Origin of the sequence: Streptomyces globisporus (assembly GCF_003501885.1) — a bacterium.
Taxonomy (GTDB): domain Bacteria; phylum Actinomycetota; class Actinomycetes; order Streptomycetales; family Streptomycetaceae; genus Streptomyces; species Streptomyces globisporus_D.
Map to the genome: position 1 here is coordinate 38,168 of NZ_QWFA01000062.1, position 16,949 is coordinate 55,116.

The 16,949-nt window shown below is 71.2% G+C and carries 13 protein-coding genes and 2 pseudogenes; 9 read left to right on the top strand and 6 right to left on the bottom strand.

Translation table 11 applies throughout. From position 1 onward, the window contains the following. Positions 1–83: 83 nt before the first annotated feature. Complete coding sequence (locus D3105_RS14185) at positions 84–1,469, top strand: L-serine ammonia-lyase (RefSeq protein ID WP_118903583.1); 1,386 nt, start codon at positions 84–86, stop codon at positions 1,467–1,469. A 244-nt stretch (positions 1,470–1,713) separates the two neighbouring features. Here the strand turns inward: D3105_RS14185 and D3105_RS14190 are convergent. Continuing rightward, a pseudogene (locus D3105_RS14190) lies at positions 1,714–2,109 on the bottom strand (MFS transporter); the annotation flags it as partial. Between the two features lie 43 nt (positions 2,110–2,152). Continuing rightward, positions 2,153–3,559 (bottom strand): NAD(P)-binding domain-containing protein, encoded by a 1,407-nt coding sequence (locus tag D3105_RS14195; protein ID WP_118903592.1) that lies wholly within the window; start codon positions 3,557–3,559, stop codon positions 2,153–2,155. 104 nt (positions 3,560–3,663) lie between these two features. On the opposite strand from D3105_RS14195, the gene D3105_RS14200 reads away from it, so the two are divergent. Then, entirely contained in the window at positions 3,664–4,044 is a 381-nt protein-coding gene (locus D3105_RS14200) for an ArsR/SmtB family transcription factor (RefSeq protein WP_024127206.1), read from the top strand. A 266-nt stretch (positions 4,045–4,310) separates the two neighbouring features. Here the strand turns inward: D3105_RS14200 and D3105_RS14210 are convergent. The 3 genes and pseudogenes from D3105_RS14210 to D3105_RS14220 all read right to left on the bottom strand — a co-directional run. After that, positions 4,311–4,697, bottom strand: a pseudogene (locus tag D3105_RS14210) (FAD-dependent oxidoreductase); the annotation flags it as partial. Between the two features lie 133 nt (positions 4,698–4,830). Continuing rightward, complete coding sequence (arsB, locus tag D3105_RS14215; protein ID WP_118903584.1) at positions 4,831–5,937, bottom strand: ACR3 family arsenite efflux transporter; 1,107 nt, start codon at positions 5,935–5,937, stop codon at positions 4,831–4,833. After that, complete coding sequence (locus D3105_RS14220) at positions 5,934–6,242, bottom strand: ArsR/SmtB family transcription factor (protein WP_118903585.1); 309 nt, start codon at positions 6,240–6,242, stop codon at positions 5,934–5,936. Before D3105_RS14220 ends, arsB begins: the two co-directional genes overlap by 4 nt. Positions 6,243–6,332: 90 nt before the next feature. Here D3105_RS14220 and D3105_RS14225 point away from each other — a divergent pair, with 90 nt between their 5' ends. From D3105_RS14225 to D3105_RS14235, 3 genes are all read left to right on the top strand, one after another. Then, positions 6,333–6,746 (top strand): arsenate reductase ArsC, encoded by a 414-nt coding sequence (locus tag D3105_RS14225; protein ID WP_118903586.1) that lies wholly within the window; start codon positions 6,333–6,335, stop codon positions 6,744–6,746. 145 nt (positions 6,747–6,891) lie between these two features. Next, positions 6,892–7,182, top strand: a complete 291-nt coding sequence (locus D3105_RS14230; RefSeq protein WP_118903587.1) for a hypothetical protein — start codon at positions 6,892–6,894, stop codon at positions 7,180–7,182. Between the two features lie 488 nt (positions 7,183–7,670). Next, entirely contained in the window at positions 7,671–10,466 is a 2,796-nt protein-coding gene (locus D3105_RS14235) for a LuxR C-terminal-related transcriptional regulator (RefSeq protein ID WP_118903593.1), read from the top strand. A gap of 17 nt (positions 10,467–10,483) precedes the next feature. Here the strand turns inward: D3105_RS14235 and D3105_RS14240 are convergent, their stop codons facing one another. Then, complete coding sequence (locus D3105_RS14240; protein WP_118903588.1) at positions 10,484–10,807, bottom strand: hypothetical protein; 324 nt, start codon at positions 10,805–10,807, stop codon at positions 10,484–10,486. 336 nt (positions 10,808–11,143) lie between these two features. On the opposite strand from D3105_RS14240, the gene D3105_RS14245 reads away from it, so the two are divergent. The 4 genes from D3105_RS14245 to D3105_RS14260 form a co-directional block, all read left to right on the top strand. Continuing rightward, positions 11,144–12,718 (top strand): ABC transporter substrate-binding protein, encoded by a 1,575-nt coding sequence (locus D3105_RS14245; RefSeq protein WP_240646901.1) that lies wholly within the window; start codon positions 11,144–11,146, stop codon positions 12,716–12,718. A 185-nt stretch (positions 12,719–12,903) separates the two neighbouring features. Next, a complete protein-coding gene (locus D3105_RS14250; RefSeq protein ID WP_118903590.1) occupies positions 12,904–14,103 on the top strand; it encodes a S1 family peptidase in 1,200 nt (399 codons plus the stop codon). Between the two features lie 148 nt (positions 14,104–14,251). After that, the gene (locus tag D3105_RS14255; RefSeq protein ID WP_118903591.1) at positions 14,252–15,691 is read left to right on the top strand and encodes a basic amino acid/polyamine antiporter; all 1,440 of its coding nucleotides are present in this window, start codon (positions 14,252–14,254) and stop codon (positions 15,689–15,691) included. 47 nt (positions 15,692–15,738) lie between these two features. After that, positions 15,739–16,949: arginine deiminase (locus D3105_RS14260; RefSeq protein ID WP_133305683.1), on the top strand; the 1,211-nt coding region annotated here is incomplete at its 3' end.

Here is a 16,949-nt window from a genome sequence, read left to right on the forward strand (position 1 = left end):
GTCCTTCTCATCCCGCTTGCCCCGCTTGTCCCGCACCACCCAGGCAGACAACGGCGTCTTCCCACCCCCCAAGGAGTCCTCCCGTGGCCATCTCGGTCTTCGACCTCTTCTCGGTCGGTATCGGCCCCTCCAGCTCCCACACGGTGGGACCGATGCGCGCCGCCCGGATGTTCGCGCGCCGCCTCAAGAACGAGGGCCTGCTCGCGCACACCGCCTCGATACGGGCCGAGCTGTACGGCTCACTCGGCGCGACCGGCCACGGGCACGGGACACCGAAGGCGGTCCTGCTCGGCCTGGAGGGCGAGTCCCCGCAGACGGTCGACGTGGAGGGCGCCGACACCCGCGTGGAGGAGATCCGCTCCACCGGCCGGATCAACCTGCTGGGCATGCACGAGATCCCGTTCGCCTTCGACGACGACCTGGTCCTGCACCGCCGCAAGGCGCTCCCGTACCACGCCAACGGCATGACGATCTTCGCGTACGACACCGAGGGCGCCCCGGTCCTGGAGAAGACGTACTACTCGGTCGGCGGCGGCTTCGTGGTCGACGAGGACGCGGTGGCCGGGGAGAACCCGATCGTCCCGGACGACACGGTCCTCAAACACCCCTTCCGCACCGGCGACGAACTTCTGCGGCTCTCCCGCGAGACGGGCCTGTCCATCTCCTCGATGATGCTGGAGAACGAGCTGGCCTGGCGCACCGAGGCGGAGATCCGCTCCGGTCTGCTGGACATCTGGCGCGTCATGCAGGCCTGCGTCTCGCGCGGTATGTCGCGCGAGGGCATCCTCCCCGGCGGCCTGAAGGTCCGCCGCCGCGCCGCGAACTCGGCCCGCCAGCTGCGCGCCGAGGGCGACCCGCAGGCCCACGCGATGGAGTGGATCACCCTCTACGCGATGGCGGTCAACGAAGAGAACGCGGCGGGTGGCCGCGTCGTCACCGCCCCCACGAACGGCGCGGCGGGCATCATCCCGGCCGTCCTGCACTACTACATGAACTTCGCGTCCCACGGCTGCACCGAGGCGGAGAAGGAGGACAGCGTCGTCCGCTTCCTCCTCGCGGCGGGCGCGATCGGCCTCCTCTTCAAGGAGAACGCCTCGATCTCCGGCGCGGAGGTCGGCTGCCAGGGCGAGGTCGGCTCGGCCTGCTCGATGGCGGCCGGCGCCCTGGCCGAGGTCCTCGGCGGCTCCCCCGAGCAGGTGGAGAACGCCGCCGAGATCGGCATGGAGCACAACCTGGGCCTGACCTGCGACCCGGTCGGCGGCCTCGTCCAGATCCCCTGCATCGAGCGCAACGGCATGGCGGCGGTGAAGGCGGTCACGGCGGCGCGGATGGCGCTGCGGGGCGACGGCAGCCACAAGGTCTCCCTCGACAAGGTCATCAAGACCATGAAGGAGACCGGGGCGGACATGAGCGTGAAGTACAAGGAGACGGCGCGGGGCGGGCTCGCGGTGAATATCATCGAGTGCTAGGCATACAGGCCCTGGCCAGTGCTCTTCTATCTTTCAGCGCTGTCAGGGCCTTCCCTGCCTCCACAGCGGAAAATCCCTGAAATCTCCCTGGGACAGACGTGAAAGTCCCTGAGATGTCCCTGGGGTGTCCCTGCCGATACCTCGCTCCCGGCGGCGCCCTGGCCGCCCGCCGTCGTACTCGGTGCCCTGAGGCACCTCCTGGCATGGAGTGCGCCAGTGCACGCATGCTCGAGCTGCGTCGTGTTCAGCTTCGGCTGCCTCCGAGCTCGACGGGTGCTGTCTTGAGAGCGGTGATGCAGGCGGCTGTTGAGACGGCGGCGAGAGCGATGAAGAGCTGGGGATAGCCTCCGAGCGGTGCGGCGGCGGCGGCTCCGGCGAAGGGTGCAGTGGCGGCGGCCGTGGTGGTGGGCGCGGCGAGGAGCCCGGAGAGGCGGCCGTAGTGGGTGGCGCCCCAGCGATCGGTGATGGCAGTGGCTTGGAGCAGGGTGAGGTTGCCACGGACCGTGCCCGCTGCGACCGAGAGGGCGACGAGTAGCGCGTACGGTCCTGGGGTGACGGCCAGGGCCGCAGTGGTGACGGCACCGAGCACCACGAGCGCGATGGTGCGGGTGGTGGGGCTGGTGCGGCGAGCGAGGGTGGCCCCGTTCCGGTCACGGCCCCGCGCTCAGGAGCATCGAGATCGGTCACGAGCCGCAGCAGCCGCCCGCCGGTGCTTCGTCGGCAGACGCAGTGGAGGCCAGTGTGCCGACGCCGAGCTGCACCAGGGCCGGTTCCGGCGTCGTGCAGCAGCCTCCGGCATCAGCCTGGGCCGCGTCCGGGTCGTCGAACAGCCCGGCTCCGCCGCAGACCCCGGTCTCGGGCAGGGTGAGCTCGACGCGGTCGGCAGCTTCCAGGTCTCCGGCGAGAGCGGCAGCCACGGAGCGGACCTGCTCGTAGCCGGTCATGGCGAGGAACGTCGGTGCGCGGCCATAGGACTTCATACCCACCAGGTAGATCCCGGTCTCCGGGTGGGAGAGCTCTCGGTGGCCGTGCGGGTAGACGGTGCCACAGGAGTGCTGGTTGGGGTCGATCAGCGGGGCGAGCTCGGTGGGGGCCTGGAGCCGTTCGTCGAGGCCGAGGCGGAGCTCGTCGAGGAAGCCGAGGTCGGGTCGGAGGCCAGTCAGCACGATGACTTCGTCGACCGGGTCCAGGCGGCGTCCGTCCTCGCCCACCAGGACCAGGCGGCCGTCGGTGTCGCGTTCGATCGCTTCGGTGCGAAATCCCGTGACCGCGTCCGCGTGTCCCTGGTCGACGGCCGCCTTCGCCGCGAGGCCGAGGGCTCCGCGGGCGGGGAGCTGGTCGGCGCTGCCGCCGCCGAAGGTGGAGCCGGAGATGCCCCGGCGCAGGACCCACACCCCCTTCGTGCCCGCGCCGTCGTCGGACGTGGCGAGGTCGGCGAGTGAGGCGAGGGCGGTGAACGCGGAGGCCCCCGAGCCGATCACGGCGGTGCGACGCCCCGCGTAGCGGGCGCGGACGGCGGGGTCCTTGAGGTCGGGGACGCGGTAGGTGATCCGGTCGGCGGCGGCCTTCTCACCCAGGGCGGGCAGGCCGGAGGCGCCCGCCGGGGACGGCGTGGACCAGGTGCCGGAGGCGTCGATGACGGCGCGGGCGAAGACCCGCTCCTCGCGGTCGTCCGCGTGGGTGATGTGGACGACGAACGGCTGCTGGTCACGGTCGGCGTCGACGATCCGGTCGCGGCCGGTGCGCGAGACACCGGTGACCCGGGCACCGAGGCGGACCCGGTCGCCGAGCACGTCGGCGAGCGGCTGCAGGTACTGCTCGGCCCAGTCCCCGCCGGAGGGATACGTGGCTGGGTCGGGGTGGATCCAGCCGGTGGGGGCCAGCAGCTTCTCGGCGGCCGGGTCGATCAGCTCGCCCCAGGTCGAGAAGAGGCGTACGTGCGCCCATTCCCGAACGGCGCTCGCGGCGGCGGGGCCGGCTTCCAGGACGAGCGGGAGGAGGCCGCGCTCGGTGAGGTGGGCGGCGGCGGCCAGGCCGGCCGGGCCCGCGCCGATCACGACGACCGGCAGGTCCTCGGGGGTGGTGGTCATGGCGGTGATGTCCTCCATGGAGAGGCGGCAGGTCGCGCCGCTGTTTCGATTACTGTCTATGTTCGGAGCTTGCCACTCGCATCGATGGGTGTCAACATAGACGCATGTCGAAGTCTGAGGTTGTCGAGTTGCCGGTCCTGGATCCGGAAGCGGTCGTGCCGTGCTGCCCGCCCATCACCGCCGGGGAGCTGTCCGTGCCCGACGCGGAACGGATGGCCGCGATGTTCAAGGCGCTCTCCGACCCGGTGCGGCTGCGCCTGTTCTCCAAGGTCGCCTCGCATCCGGGAGGAGAGGCATGCGTGTGCGACATCCAGGACGTCGGCGTCTCCCAGCCGACCGTCTCCCACCACCTGAAGAAACTCCGCGAGGCCGGACTCCTGACTTCGGAGCGGCGCGGGACCTGGGTCTACTACCAGGTCGCACCCTCCGTCGTCGCCGCCATGTCCGCCATGCTCGACCTGCGCCCGGCCGCCGACCGCACCTGACCCTCCGGCCCCGCCCCGCCCGGCCTCAGCAGCCGGCGCCGGGCGGACCAGCGTCGCAGGGCGCCACGGCTTCGCCCGCGTGCTGGTCCTGGAGAGCGCCGAGGAGCCGGGCGGGGCCTGGTCGCGCTACTACGACAGCCTCACTCTCTTCTCCCCCGCCCGGTACTCCTCGCTGCCGGGCATGCGATTCCCCGGCGACCCGGACCACTACCCGCGCCGCGACGAAGTCGTGGACTACCTGCGCGCCCACGCCGAGCACCTGCCCGCCTCCATCCGCACCCGGACCAGACACCCGCGTCCGTCTCCACCCGCAGCCGCTCGCCGTCACGGTGTACGCCCTTCACCCGGACCGGTCGCTGGACCGGCAGGGCGTAGCGCTCCTCGTACGCGGTCAGGTACTGGACGACGTGGCGCGTATCCGGGTACTCCGCTCCGTCCTGGGCGGGCATCAGCCGGCCCGGCAGGGAGGAGTACGCGGCCGGGGAGAACAGGTGGAGCGAGTCCCATGTGTGCTGCCACGCTCCGCCCGGTGCGGGCCGGGCGTCGAGGATGACGAAGTCGAGGTTCTGGCGGCGCAGGTAGTAGCCGGTGGCGAGTCCCGCCCGGCCGCCGCCGATCACCACGACGTCCACATCCACCGCGTGTGTCACCAGTTCACCTCCGTGGCGGCGTAAGAAGCCCCGGCCCCCGACCCACCTCTGTGCGGCACCGCTTCCGCCGTCGGTCGGACAGCGAGGCGGGCCCTCGCGCGGACGGCGGGATGCGGGCGGGAGCCGAGGCGGTGCATCAGTGCTGCGTGGTGCTGGTGGTGATCGCGGTCGGGGCGAACTTCTTGCGCCAGGCCAGGGCCACGTAGACCAGGGCGATGAGAACCGGGACCTCGATGAGCGGGCCGACGACGCCGGAGAGTGCTTGGCCCGAGGTGACGCCGAACGTGGCGATGGCCACGGCGATGGCGAGCTCGAAGTTGTTCCCGGCGGCCGTGAAGGCCAGCGTCGTGGTGCGGTCGTAGGCCAGGCCGATGGCCTTGCCGATCAGGAAGCTGCCGAAGAACATGATCGCGAAGTACACCAGGAGCGGAAGCGCGATCCGCGCCACGTCCAGAGGCTGCGAAGTGATCGTCTTCCCCTGGAGGGCGAAGAGGATGATGATCGTGAAGAGCAGGCCGTAGAGGGCCCAGGGGCCGATCTTCGGCAGGAACGTCGCCTCGTAGGACTCGCGGCCCATCTTCTTCTCGCCGATGCGGCGGGTGAGGAAGCCGGCGAGCAGGGGTACGCCCAGGAAGATGACGACGTTGAGCGCGATCTTCCACATGGAGATGTCGAGCGTCTCGCCTTCGCCGAGACCGAGCCAGCCGGGCAGCAGGTCGAGGTAGAGCCACCCGAGCAGGCCGAAGGCGATGACCTGGAAGACGGAGTTGAGGGCGACGAGGACGGCGGCGGCCTCTCGGTCGCCACAGGCGAGGTCGTTCCAGATGATGACCATGGCGATGCAGCGGGCCAGACCGACGATGATCAGGCCGGTGCGGTACTCGGGCAGGTCCGGCAGGAAGATCCAGGCCAGGGCGAACATGACGGCCGGGCCGATGATCCAGTTGATGACCAGCGAGGAGACCATCAGCTTGCGGTCCCTGGTGACGACGTCGAGCTTGTCGTAGCGGACCTTGGCCAGGACCGGATACATCATGATCAGCAGACCGACGGCGATCGGCAGCGAGATACCGCCGACCTCCACCTTCGCCAGAGCGTCGTTCAGGCCCGGGATCAGCCGACCGAGGCCGAGGCCGAGAGCCATGGCCAGGAGGATCCAGACGGCGAGGAAGCGGTCCAGCGTGGACAGCTTCTGCACGACCGAGGATTCCTCGGCCGTCGCGGGTGCTTGCGTGGGGGTCACGGACAGGCCCTCTTGTTCTCGGCAGCGGTACGGGCGGACTCGGCCAGGTCGGCGAACTGGCCGGCGAGATGGGCGATGACGTCCGGGCGGAGCTTGTAGTACGTGAAGCGCCCGCACGGTTCGGTCTCCACCACCCCGGCCTCGCGCAGGACCCTCAGATGGTTGGAGAGGTTGGTCTGCTTCGCACCGGTCTCCTCCACCAGGTGGGTGGTGCACAGCGTCTCGCGGGCGAGCAGGGTCACGATCCGGAGCCGGAGCGGATCGCCCAGCACCCGGATCAGTTCAGTGTCGACTGACGTCATCATGGGCTGATACTCTCACATCAGTGGCTACTGACTCCACCGGGTGCTGATGTCATGTGTGCCTGATTCGACCGTGATGAGAGAGACCTCCTGATGTCCGAGAAGCCCTCTGTTCTGTTCGTCTGTGTCCACAACGCCGGCCGCTCCCAGATGGCCGCCGCCTGGCTCACCCACCTCGCCGGAGACCGCGTCGAGGTCCGCTCCGCCGGGTCCAACCCGGGTGACGCGGTGAACCCGGCCGCCGTCGAAGCGATGGCCGAGGTCGGCATCGACATCTCCACCGAGACCCCCAAGGTCCTCACGGTCGACGCGGTCAGGGAGTCGGACGTCTGCATCACCATGGGCTGCGGCGACACCTGCCCCGTCTTCCCCGGCAAGCGCTACCTCGACTGGAAGCTGGAGGACCCGGCCGGCCAGGGCGTGGCGGCGGTTCGCCCTATCCGCGACGAGATCAAGGTCATGGTCGAGGGCCTGATCAAGGAAATCGCGCCGGAGACGTCCAAGTGAGCGCCGACACGGACGTCCGGAACGTCACCGTCATCGGCTCCGCCGGATACACCGCCGCCCCGACGTGGCCTCGGTGCGGCCCCGCGCCTCGCGCAGAGGGGCTGAGCTGACGTCAGGCAGCTACGGCCGGGCGCAGATCCTTTACATGAACGCCTCGGCCAACGAGGTCAACTCCATCGACCGGGCCGGTGGTGTGGAGACCACCCAGGACGACACCTTCGGCAACACCGTGCGCCGGCTCTCGGCCGGCAAGCACGCCCTTGCGCTGGGCAAGACAGCCGACGACAAGCAGCGGCTCGACCGGCTCGGCATCCGTCGCCCGGCCACCGGGGAACGCGCTGAACTCCTGTCCGACGGCGCTCCTGGCGGCACCGGCAGGGCATGGTCGATCAGCTCTCCGCCGGGCATGAGGTCGCGGGCGTGGCCCACGGCGTAGCCGGCGGCGGGGCGTACGGTGAGTGCGTCGGCCAGGGTGGTGAGCGCGTCCGCGGACGGGCGGGACCACTTCAGCGGGAAGCCCCCCGTGGGACGGCGGTGTCTCAGGTGACACAGCCGTACCTCCGGTGACATTGATTGCGTATCCGTGGATCCGCCTCCTCGGATATCCGTAGGCACAGCCGTGGCATAGCTTCGGGCCGCGGTGACCGGGCTTGCGGAAGGAACCTGCGCGCGTCGTCCTTCGGGGTCCCAGCCGGAAGGGCCCTGCGCCCTGCGGGCAGCAGTCGGCCGGGCGTGCTCCGCTGCGCGCCGTTTCGCCGAAGGGCCTTCCGTACGCCCGGGCATCCGCATCCCCCCGCGTGCGCGGACCGTGACCGCGGGCGACTGCCCGTGAAGAGGTACGTCCGTTGTCGTTCGCCGAGAATGGGCCTGGGCATCACTGTGGTGGGCCCGGGCCACGGGACGACGGAGAGCGAGGGTGGCGACGTGATCGCGACGTGTGGTTCTGCCCGACGGTCCCTCGCCCGCGCCTTCGCCGCCCCCGACGCGGGGCCGGTGCTGCTGTTCGTCGAAGGCGCGGCCGGACTGGGCAAGACCCATCTGCTGCGCGAGCTGGCCGATCTGCCCGAGACACCGGATGTGGCCCGCCTGTGGTGGCGGTGCGGGGTCGACGGCGGGCGGCCGGAGCCGGCGGAGGGCGAGGTCTGGCGGGAGCCGACCCTGCTGCTGGTGGACGACGTCCACCGGGCGGACGAGGACGAGCTGCGGCGGCTGCGCCGGGTGCTGGCGGGGATGGAGCACGGTTCGGCGGCCGCGGTGACCTACCGCCCCGAGGAACTCCCCGTCCCCGGCATGCCGTTGGGCGGCTCCGCCATGACGTACCCCTTCCGGCTGACGGTGCTGAGGGACCGCCTGGCGCCCTGGGACGAGGAACGCGTCCGGCGGGCCGCCGCGGAGGCGCTGGGCGAGGGCGCGGGCTGTACGGCCGAGGCGGTGAGCGCGCTGTGCGAGCGCACCGGCGGGGTTCCCCGGGCGGTCGTCGATCTGCTGGCCATACTGCGGGAACAGCGCCCGGCCTTCACCGGCACCGCCGCCGAGGTGGCCGCGGCCGGGGTGCCGGCCCGGCTGGCGGAGCTGGTGCTCAGCCGGACGTACGCGGTGCCCTCGGCGCACCGGCCACTGGTCTGGGCGGCCGCCGTCCTGGACGGGCCCGCCGCCCGGGACGAGCTGATCGGGGTGTCGGGGCTCGGGGCCGTACCGGGGGGCGACGCGCTGCTGCGGGCCCTGGAGAGCGCGGCGCTGGCGGAGCTGGGCGAGGGTCGCTACGGCTTCGCCGTCCCGCTGGCCGCCTCCGCCGTACGGGACGCCGTGCCCGGTCCCGTACGGCAGGATCTGCACCGGCGGGCGGCGGGGGTGCTCAGCCGCAGGCAGCCCGTGCCGTGGGCCGCCGTGGGCGCACACCACCGGGCGGCCGGCGAGTACCGGGGCTGGCTCAGGGCGGTGGAGAAGGCGGCCGAGTCGGCGGCGGCGTCCGGCCGGCACCAGGAGGCGATCACCCTCCTGGAGCGGACGCTCGCCACCCCCGGCATCCCCCCGCAGGCCCGGGCCCGGCTGGCGCCCCTGCTGGCCCGTAACGCGGTGACCGGGCTGCGTTCGGACCAGACCGTGGAGGTGCTCGCGCAGATCGTGCAGGACGCGGATCTTCCGCCGGCCGTACGCGGGGAGCTGCGGCTCGACCTGGGGCTGATGCTCTCCAACCAGATGGGCCGGTTCGCCGAGGGCTGGCGGGTCCTGGAGGTCGCCGCCGCCGAACTCCGCGAGGTGCGGTCGGTGCTGGCCGCCCGGGCCATGGCGGCCCTGGTCACCCCCTACTGGCCGGGCGCCTCCCTCGACGTCCACCGGGGGTGGCTGATCAAGGCGGCGGCCGCCGCGGACGACAGCGGGGACGACGCCATGCGTACGGCGGTGCTGGCCAACCATGTGGGGCTCGCCATGAGTTGGGCCGACCCCGAGGCCTGGGACCTGGTGGAGCGACTGCCCGTGCAGAGCACCGACCCCGCCTGCGCCCGGCAGGCGGCGCGCGGTCTGTGCAACGCCGCGGACTCAGCCGTCTGGCTCGGCTTCTACCGGCGCGTGGACGGTCTGCTGGCCGAGGGGCGCGAGTTGGCCACGCGCAGCGGCGCACCGTACACCGAGCACAGCGCGTCGGGGACGCGGCTGCTCCAGGAGTGGTGGACCGGCCAGTGGCTGGGCCTGGCCAAGCGGTGCGAGGACTTCGTCGCCGACACGGCGGACATGCCGTTCCTCGCCTCCGACGCCTACGTCGTACGCGGCTTGCTCGCCGTCGCCCAGGGCGACTGGGGAGAGGCCCGGGCCTGGCTCTCCCAGCGCGGAACGTTCGGTACGGAGAACCTGCCGGTGCCCCTGGGCGCGACGGCGGCCGGCGCCGTGATCCGCCTGACGCTGGCCCGCCAGGAGGTGGCCGACGCGGCGGAACAGGCACGGGCGGCGTGGACGGTGGTGGCCGAGAAGGGGGTATGGCCCTGGGCGGCGGAACTCGCGCCGTGGGCCGTGGAGGCCTTGGCCCGGGCGGGCGACACGGCCACGGCGCACACCATGGTCCGGGACTTCGCCCAGGGCCTCGGCGACGCGGACGCGCCCGCCGCCAGGGCCGCGCTGGCCTGGAGCCGGGCCGCACTGGCGGAGAGCGAGGCGCTGGCCGAGGGGCGGCCGGACGGTCTGCCGGCAGCAGCGGAGGCGTACCGGAAGGCGGCGGCGGCCTACGCGGAGCTTCCGCGCCCCTACAGCCGGACACTGACCACGGAGTGCGCGGCGCGCTGCGTGCTGGCGGCGGACGCGATGGGCGGGGCCAAAGAGCCAGCGGCGGTGTGCGCGGGTGAGGGCCACTCCGGCCGAACCGGCCCGGCGGCCTCGGCATGCCCGGAAGGCCCCCCGGACCCCACCGCCTGGGCCGTCGCCGAACTGGAGTCCTGCGCCCAGCACTTCACCGACCTCGGCGCCGTCTGGGACGCCACGCGGGCCCGGGCCCTGCTGCGTACCCGGCAGCCGGCCAAGAAGGGCCGGCCGCCCGGGCGCCCTTCGCACTCCGACCAGTTGTCCCCCCGGGAGGCGGAGGTCGCCCAGCTCGCGGCCTCCGGGCTGACCAACCGGGAGATCGCCGCGACCCTGCATCTCTCCCCGCGGACCGTGGAGCAGCACATCGCCGGTGCCATGCGGAAGACCGGTGCGCTCTCCCGCCGCGACCTCGCTCACCGGATCTGAGGTCACCGGCTCCGAGGTCACCGGCCGCGGGGCGTGCCCAGCGGCAGAAAGGACCGGGCGGCCCAGAAGCTCCGGTCGTGTTCCCAGACGGCCACGGTCGCGGCCGCCCAGTCGAACACCCAGCCGGAACGCACCCCGCGCGCTCCCCAGCCGTCCGGGCGCCGACGCGGGATGGCGAAGCCCGCCTTCTGTGCGGCGACCGCCGCGTCGCACGCCTCGCGCGCGATACGCAGGGCATCCGACTCGGTCTCCGCGCACCCGGTGAAGACGTGCAGGCCGCACCGGTCGGGCTGCACGGCGCTCCGGGTGGGGACATTGACCTGGAAGTAGAGCTCGGCCATGACGCCATCTCCTCGGTGTCGCGGTATCCCCAACGTACGAGGCGCGCCCGGCCCTCAATATCCGGAATGACCCGATCACCTATACGTATCTCGAACCCATTCCGCACATACCCCGTCGCCCCACGCGCGGTCCCGGCCGCGCTCGCCCCGCATCCCGCCGACCGGAGCCCGGCGACGGCGGGCGAGCGGCGTGCCCATCGCCGGGGCCCCGCCGCGACGCGCACCGGAGCGGGCCGGCCCGTGCGCACAACGCCGTATCCGTGATTCACGCCCACGGATAAAAAATGCGCACGCTCTGTCACTAGGTTCCACCCACCGACACACATCGCCATGCCCATGACCAAGGGAAGCATGAGCACCTCCATGAAATTCATCCGCCCCGGAATCGCGGCAGGATCATTCGCACTTCTGTTCGCCAGCGGCTGTCAGTTATCCCCCACCGAGCCCGCGGACGAAAAGCCCATCACCATCGGAACGTCCAGTGTTCTGGCGGGACTCGACCCGGCCGGGGTGTACGACGCCGGTTCCTGGGCGGTCTTCACCAACATTTACCAGAACCTGCTCACCTTCGAGCCGGGGTCGCCCACCCCGAAGCCCGACGCCGCCGAGTCCTGCGAATTCACCTCCCCCGCACTCACCACGTACCGGTGTGAACTCCGTGACGGCCTCACGTTCTCCAACGGGAACCCCCTCACGGCGACAGCGGTGAAGCATTCGTTCGAACGCATTCTGCGTATCCGCGATCCGCTGGGGCCCGGTCCATTGTTCGCGAACCTCCTCTCCGTGGACGCCCGCGGTTCCCTCGTGACCTTCCATCTGGCGACCGCGGATGCCACCTGGCCGTCGAAAATCGCCACGGGGGCCGGGTCCGTCGTCGACCCGGCGGAGTTCCCGGCGGACCGACTGCGGGAGGAGGAGAACGCCTCGGGCTCGGGGCCCTACGTCATCGCGTCCTACACGGCCAAGAAGTCCATCACCCTGAAACCGAACTCCGCGTACAAAGGCGCCGTGACCAGACGCGGGGTCACGGTCGAGGTCCACTACTTCGAGACGTCACGACACGTCGAGGAAGCCTGGGACGCGCGAACGGTCGACATCGCCTACGCGGGACTTCCGGCCGCCACCCTCGCCGAGATCGACCCCAGCGACGAGGACGTCCGCCTCTCAGCCGGAGACAGCGCCGAGGCCCACTACCTCGTGCTGAACATGCGCTCGCCGGACAAGCCGTTGAGGCGCGCCGAGACCCGCAGAGCCCTGGCCTCGCTCATCGACCGCGGGCACCTGGCGGGCGAGGTGTTCGAGCACACGGTGACGCCGCTGTACTCACTCGTCCCGCAGGGCGTCGTCGGACACAGCACGGCGTTCTTCGACCGCTACCCGGAGGCGGATGCCGCCCACGCGGCGGGGCGTCTGCGGTCCGCCGGCATCACCACTCCGGTACGCATCAGGCTCGGCCACCAGACGGGCATCGCCGCCGTCGAGGCGCGCGCACTGAAGGAGCAGTGGGAGAAGGACGGGCTGTTCCGGGTCGAGCTGGTCGAGGAACGCGACTTCACCACGTACCAGAAGCGCAGCCTGAAGGGTGAGTTCGACGTCCACCTCTACCAGTGGATACCGGACTTCCCCGACGCGGACACGTTCGTCCAGCCCTTGGTGGGGACCGGCAATGTCCTCGGCAACGGCTACACATCGGCCGACGTCGACCACGCCATCAAGGACACCCAGCGGTTCACCGATCGCAGCAAGGCCATTCAGCGGTTCCGGGCGGTCCAGGACACGATCGCGAAGGACGCCCCCCTGATTCCCGTCTGGCACAAACAGCGCCATGTCGTGACGCGCTCCACCGTCCTGGGCGGACATCTCCTCGCCGAGGACGCCATCTGGCGGCTGTGGGAACTCCGCCGGCTGTGAGGCGCTTCGATCCTCGGGAGCCCCCTCGCATTATCTGCGTATCCGTGAATGCGCCGATCCGGGTATCCCGGAGAACGCCGGGCCTCAATAGTTCGGCTCGCGGCGAGTTCTGAACTCGCCGTCGGCCAGGGCCCGGCGCTTCACCCCCCATACGGGTCTCCGGCTGTCATCCGGAAGGAATCAGCGTGCGCAACACACGTAAGTACAGCCTCGCCGCCGCGGGCGTCCTGCTCTCGGCCGCCACGGTTCTGGGAACCCAGAGCATGGCCCAGGCGCAGGACGCGGCGGCCGCGCCCCGCTACCAGCCCGAGATGGTCCGGGCGTTGGCCGCCTCGCTCGGTGTGAGCGAGAAGGCCGCGGTCGACCGGCTGGACCGGCAGGACGCCCAGCAGGCCAAGCTCGCCGGTCTGCAGAAGCGCGGCATATCCGGCGACGGGGCGTTCTTCGACGCCTCGGGCCGGCTGACCGTCAACGCCGACGACCCGGCCGAGGCGGCCCGGATCGAGAAGGCCGGCCTCGATGCCCGCGTGCCCGCCAGAGGCCAGGCCGCACTCGACCGGATCAAGGCCGAGCTGGATCGCCTCGCCGCCGGCAAGACGCCCTCCGGTGTGGTCGCCTGGTCCGTGGACCTGCCCGCCGACCAGGTGACCGTGAAGGTCAACAACGAGCGGGGAGCCGCCGCCAAGGCGTTCCTCGCCCAGGCCGCCGAGCACGGCTCCGCCGTCCGGATCGTGCGCGGCCAGGAGAAGCTGGAGGCCAAGGCCGCGATCTACCCGGGCAGCAAGATGACGTTCAACAACACCACCCAGTGGTGCTCCGTCGGCTACGGCGCCCGTGACAGCTCCGGCAGGCAGTACCTGGTGACCGCCGGGCACTGTGTCACGAACACCCTGCGCTACGACGGGGCGGCCTTCGCCCAGGGCTACAAGAGCCGGTACGCGCTCGGCACCCGCAGCGTCGACATGGGGCTCCTGACCATCAACTCCGGTCACTCGATCACCACCGGCGTCGGCACCTGGGGCAACAGCAACCCGGTCGCCGTCCGCGGCGGCACCCGCGCCTCGTCCGGCGCCGCGGTCTGCAAGTCCGGCGCCACCACCGGCTGGACCTGCGGCACGATCGGCTCGTACAACAACACCGTCACCTACGTCGACCTCAACGGCGGCCCCGACACGGTCGTCAGCGGCCTGGCCACCTCCAGCGTCTGCGTCGAGGGCGGCGACAGCGGCGGCGCGTACATCTCCGGAAACCAGGCCCAGGGCATGACCTCCGGCGGCCCGATCGACCAGCAGTGCACCGGCGGGGTCAACTCGCGCGGCTCCTCCTACTTCCAGCCGCTCGACGACGCCCTCCGCCACTACGGGCTGACGCTCAACACCAACTAGGCGCATCCCTGACAGAACAGGCCGGGGGCCGTTCGCACGACCTGCGAGCGGCCCCCGGCCTCGCCACTGCTCCCCATTATGGGACAAAGCGCCCGATATGTTGCTAGCTTTCCCTGGTTGGCCGATGACCGCAGCGACGAGGGAACCCATGAGCCACCCCGAGGCCCCGCCCCGACCGGCCGCCAAACTGACGCTCCCGACCCTGACCGCGATGGTGGTCGGCTCGATGGTCGGGGCCGGAGTCTTCTCGCTGCCGAGCCGGTTCGCGCAGGAGACCGGGGTCGCGGGGGCGCTGATCGCCTGGTCGGTCGCCGGGACGGGCATGCTGATGCTCGCCTTCGTCTTCCAGGCCCTCGCCGTGCGGCGTCCGGACCTGGACGCCGGGGTCTACGCGTACGCGAAGGCCGGGTTCGGGGAGTATCTTGGCTTCTTCTCCGCCTTCGGCTACTGGGCCAGCGCCTGTGTCGGCAACGTCACCTACTGGGTGCTCATCATGTCGACGGTCGGCGCGGTGGCGCCCGTGCTGGGCGACGGCGACACGGTGACGGCGGTGGTCGTCTCCTCGGTGGGGCTGTGGGGGTTCTTCCTGCTGATCCGGCGAGGTGTGAAGGAGGCGGCGGCGATCAACCGGATCGTCACCGTCGCGAAGATCGTGCCGATCCTCTTCTTCGTCGTGCTGGCACTCTTCTACTTCGAACCGTCCGTCTTCGCCGACAACTTCAGCGGGACCGACGAGGCCGGCACTCTCTTCGGCCAGGTCCGCGGGACGATGCTCGCCACCGTGTTCGTCTTCCTCGGCGTCGAGGGCGCCAGCGTCTATTCGCGGCACGCCAAGCGCCGTGAGGACGTCGGCCGGGCCACCGTCCTGGGCTTCCTGAGCGTGTTCGCCGTCTTCGCCTCCGTCACGATCGTCAGTTACGGGCTGCTGCCGATGGCCGAGATCGCCGGGCTGCGGCAGCCGTCGATGGCCGAGGTGCTGGAGTCGGCGGTCGGGACGTGGGGGAAGGTCTTCATCAGCGTCGGCCTCATCGTCTCCGTGCTCGGCGCCTATCTGGCCTGGACCCTGATGGCCGCCGAGGTCCTCTTCGTCGCCGCCAAGGACAAGGACATGCCGCGCTTCCTGGGGCAGTCGACCGCGGCGGACGTGCCCGAGAACGCGCTGCTCCTGACCACGTGTCTGAGCCAGATCATGCTCGTCGTGACACTCTTCTCCGACGACGCGTTCACCTTCGCCCTCGATCTGACCAGCGCGCTGAGCCTGATCCCGTTCCTGCTGGCCGCCGGCTTCGCGGTGAAGGTAGCGGGCCGGCCGGAGCGCTGGGGCGCGGTGGGGCGCTCCACCCGGCGTGAGCTGGTCATCGCCGTCGTGGCGACGCTCTACACCGCGTTCCTGCTGTACGCGGCCGGGCCGAAGTTCGTCCTCGTCTCCTTCATCCTCTACGCCCCGGCGACCTTCCTCTTCGTCAAGTCCCGCAGGGAGCAGGGGCGCAGGCTCTTCTCGCCCGGCGAGGCGGTCATCTGCGCGGTGACGGTCATCGGGGCGGCGGTCGGGATCGCAGCCCTGTCCGTCGGCTGGATCGAACTCTGAGCACCGCACCCCGCCGCCCCTGTTCCCCACCGAGCGAAAGGCCCCCCGTGACACCTACCGTCCCCGCCTCCACCCTCGGCGTCCACTCCGAAGTGGGGCGGCTGCGCAAGGTCCTGGTCTGCGCCCCCGGCATGGCCCACCGCCGGCTGACCCCGACCAACTCCGACGATCTGCTCTTCGACGACGTGATGTGGGTGGAGAACGCCCAGCGGGACCACGCCGACTTCGTCGCCCAGCTCACCGAACGGGGGGTGGAGGTCGTCGAACTGCACGCCCTGCTGGCCGCCACCATGGAGATCCCGGAGGCCAGGTCCTGGCTGCTCGACCGGAAGATCGACGCGAACGAGGTGGGCCTCGGGCTGGTCGACGACACCCGCGCCTTCCTCGACACCCTGACCCCGCGCCGGCTGTCCGACCATCTCATCGGCGGCCTGGCCATCGCCGACCTTCCGGAGGAGTTCCGTTCGGCGTACGTGGGGCTGGCCCGGGAGGGCACGGGGGCGCGGGAGTACCTGATGCCGCCGCTGCCCAACACCCTCTACACCCGGGACACCACCTGCTGGCTCTACAGCGGGGTGACGCTCAACCCGCTCTACTGGCCCGCCCGGCACGACGAGACCCTGCTGATGAAGGCGATCTACACCTTCCACCCCGACTTCCGGGGCTCCACGATCTGGTGGGGCGACCCGGAGAAGGACTGGGGCCGGGCCACGTTCGAGGGCGGCGACATCATGCCGGTCGGCAGCGGCGTCGTCCTCATGGGCATGAGCGAACGGACCTCCCGCCAGGCGATCACCCAGGTCGCGGCGGCGCTCTTCGCGCAGGGGGCGGCCGAGCACGTCATCGTCGCCGGGATGCCGAAGCTGCGCTCCGCGATGCACCTGGACACGGTGTTCACCTTCGCGGACCGGGACATCGTCACGCTGTACCCGCGCATCATGGACGGCGTCCACACGTTCTCGCTGCGGCCGTCGGACCGGGCGCCCGGGATCGAGATCACCGACGAGGGGACGACGCCGTTCACCGAGGTCGTGGCCCGGGCCCTGGGCCTGCCCCAGCTGCGAGTGATCGAGACGGGCGGTGACGTCTACGCCTCGGAGCGCCAGCAGTGGGACAGCGGCAACAACGCGGTGGCCCTGGAGCCCGGTGTGGTCTTCACGTACGACCGCAACACCCAGACCAACGCCCTGCTGCGGCGGGCCGGGGTGGAGGTCATCACGATCGTCGGGGCGGAGCTGGGGCGGGGCCGGGGCGGCGG

Bases quoted from the DNA above. Each gene is read 5' to 3' on its own strand.
- D3105_RS14220 (WP_118903585.1), bottom strand. From the start codon at position 6,242: ATGATGACGTCAGTCGACACTGAACTGATCCGGGTGCTGGGCGATCCG.
- D3105_RS14245 (WP_240646901.1), top strand. From the start codon at position 11,144: ATGACCAAGGGAAGCATGAGCACCTCCATGAAATTCATCCGCCCCGGA.
- D3105_RS14195 (WP_118903592.1), bottom strand. From the start codon at position 3,559: ATGACCACCACCCCCGAGGACCTGCCGGTCGTCGTGATCGGCGCGGGC.
- D3105_RS14225 (WP_118903586.1), top strand. From the start codon at position 6,333: ATGTCCGAGAAGCCCTCTGTTCTGTTCGTCTGTGTCCACAACGCCGGC.
- D3105_RS14255 (WP_118903591.1), top strand. From the start codon at position 14,252: ATGAGCCACCCCGAGGCCCCGCCCCGACCGGCCGCCAAACTGACGCTC.
- D3105_RS14240 (WP_118903588.1), bottom strand. From the start codon at position 10,807: ATGGCCGAGCTCTACTTCCAGGTCAATGTCCCCACCCGGAGCGCCGTG.
- D3105_RS14230 (WP_118903587.1), top strand. From the start codon at position 6,892: ATGAACGCCTCGGCCAACGAGGTCAACTCCATCGACCGGGCCGGTGGT.
- D3105_RS14200 (WP_024127206.1), top strand. From the start codon at position 3,664: ATGTCGAAGTCTGAGGTTGTCGAGTTGCCGGTCCTGGATCCGGAAGCG.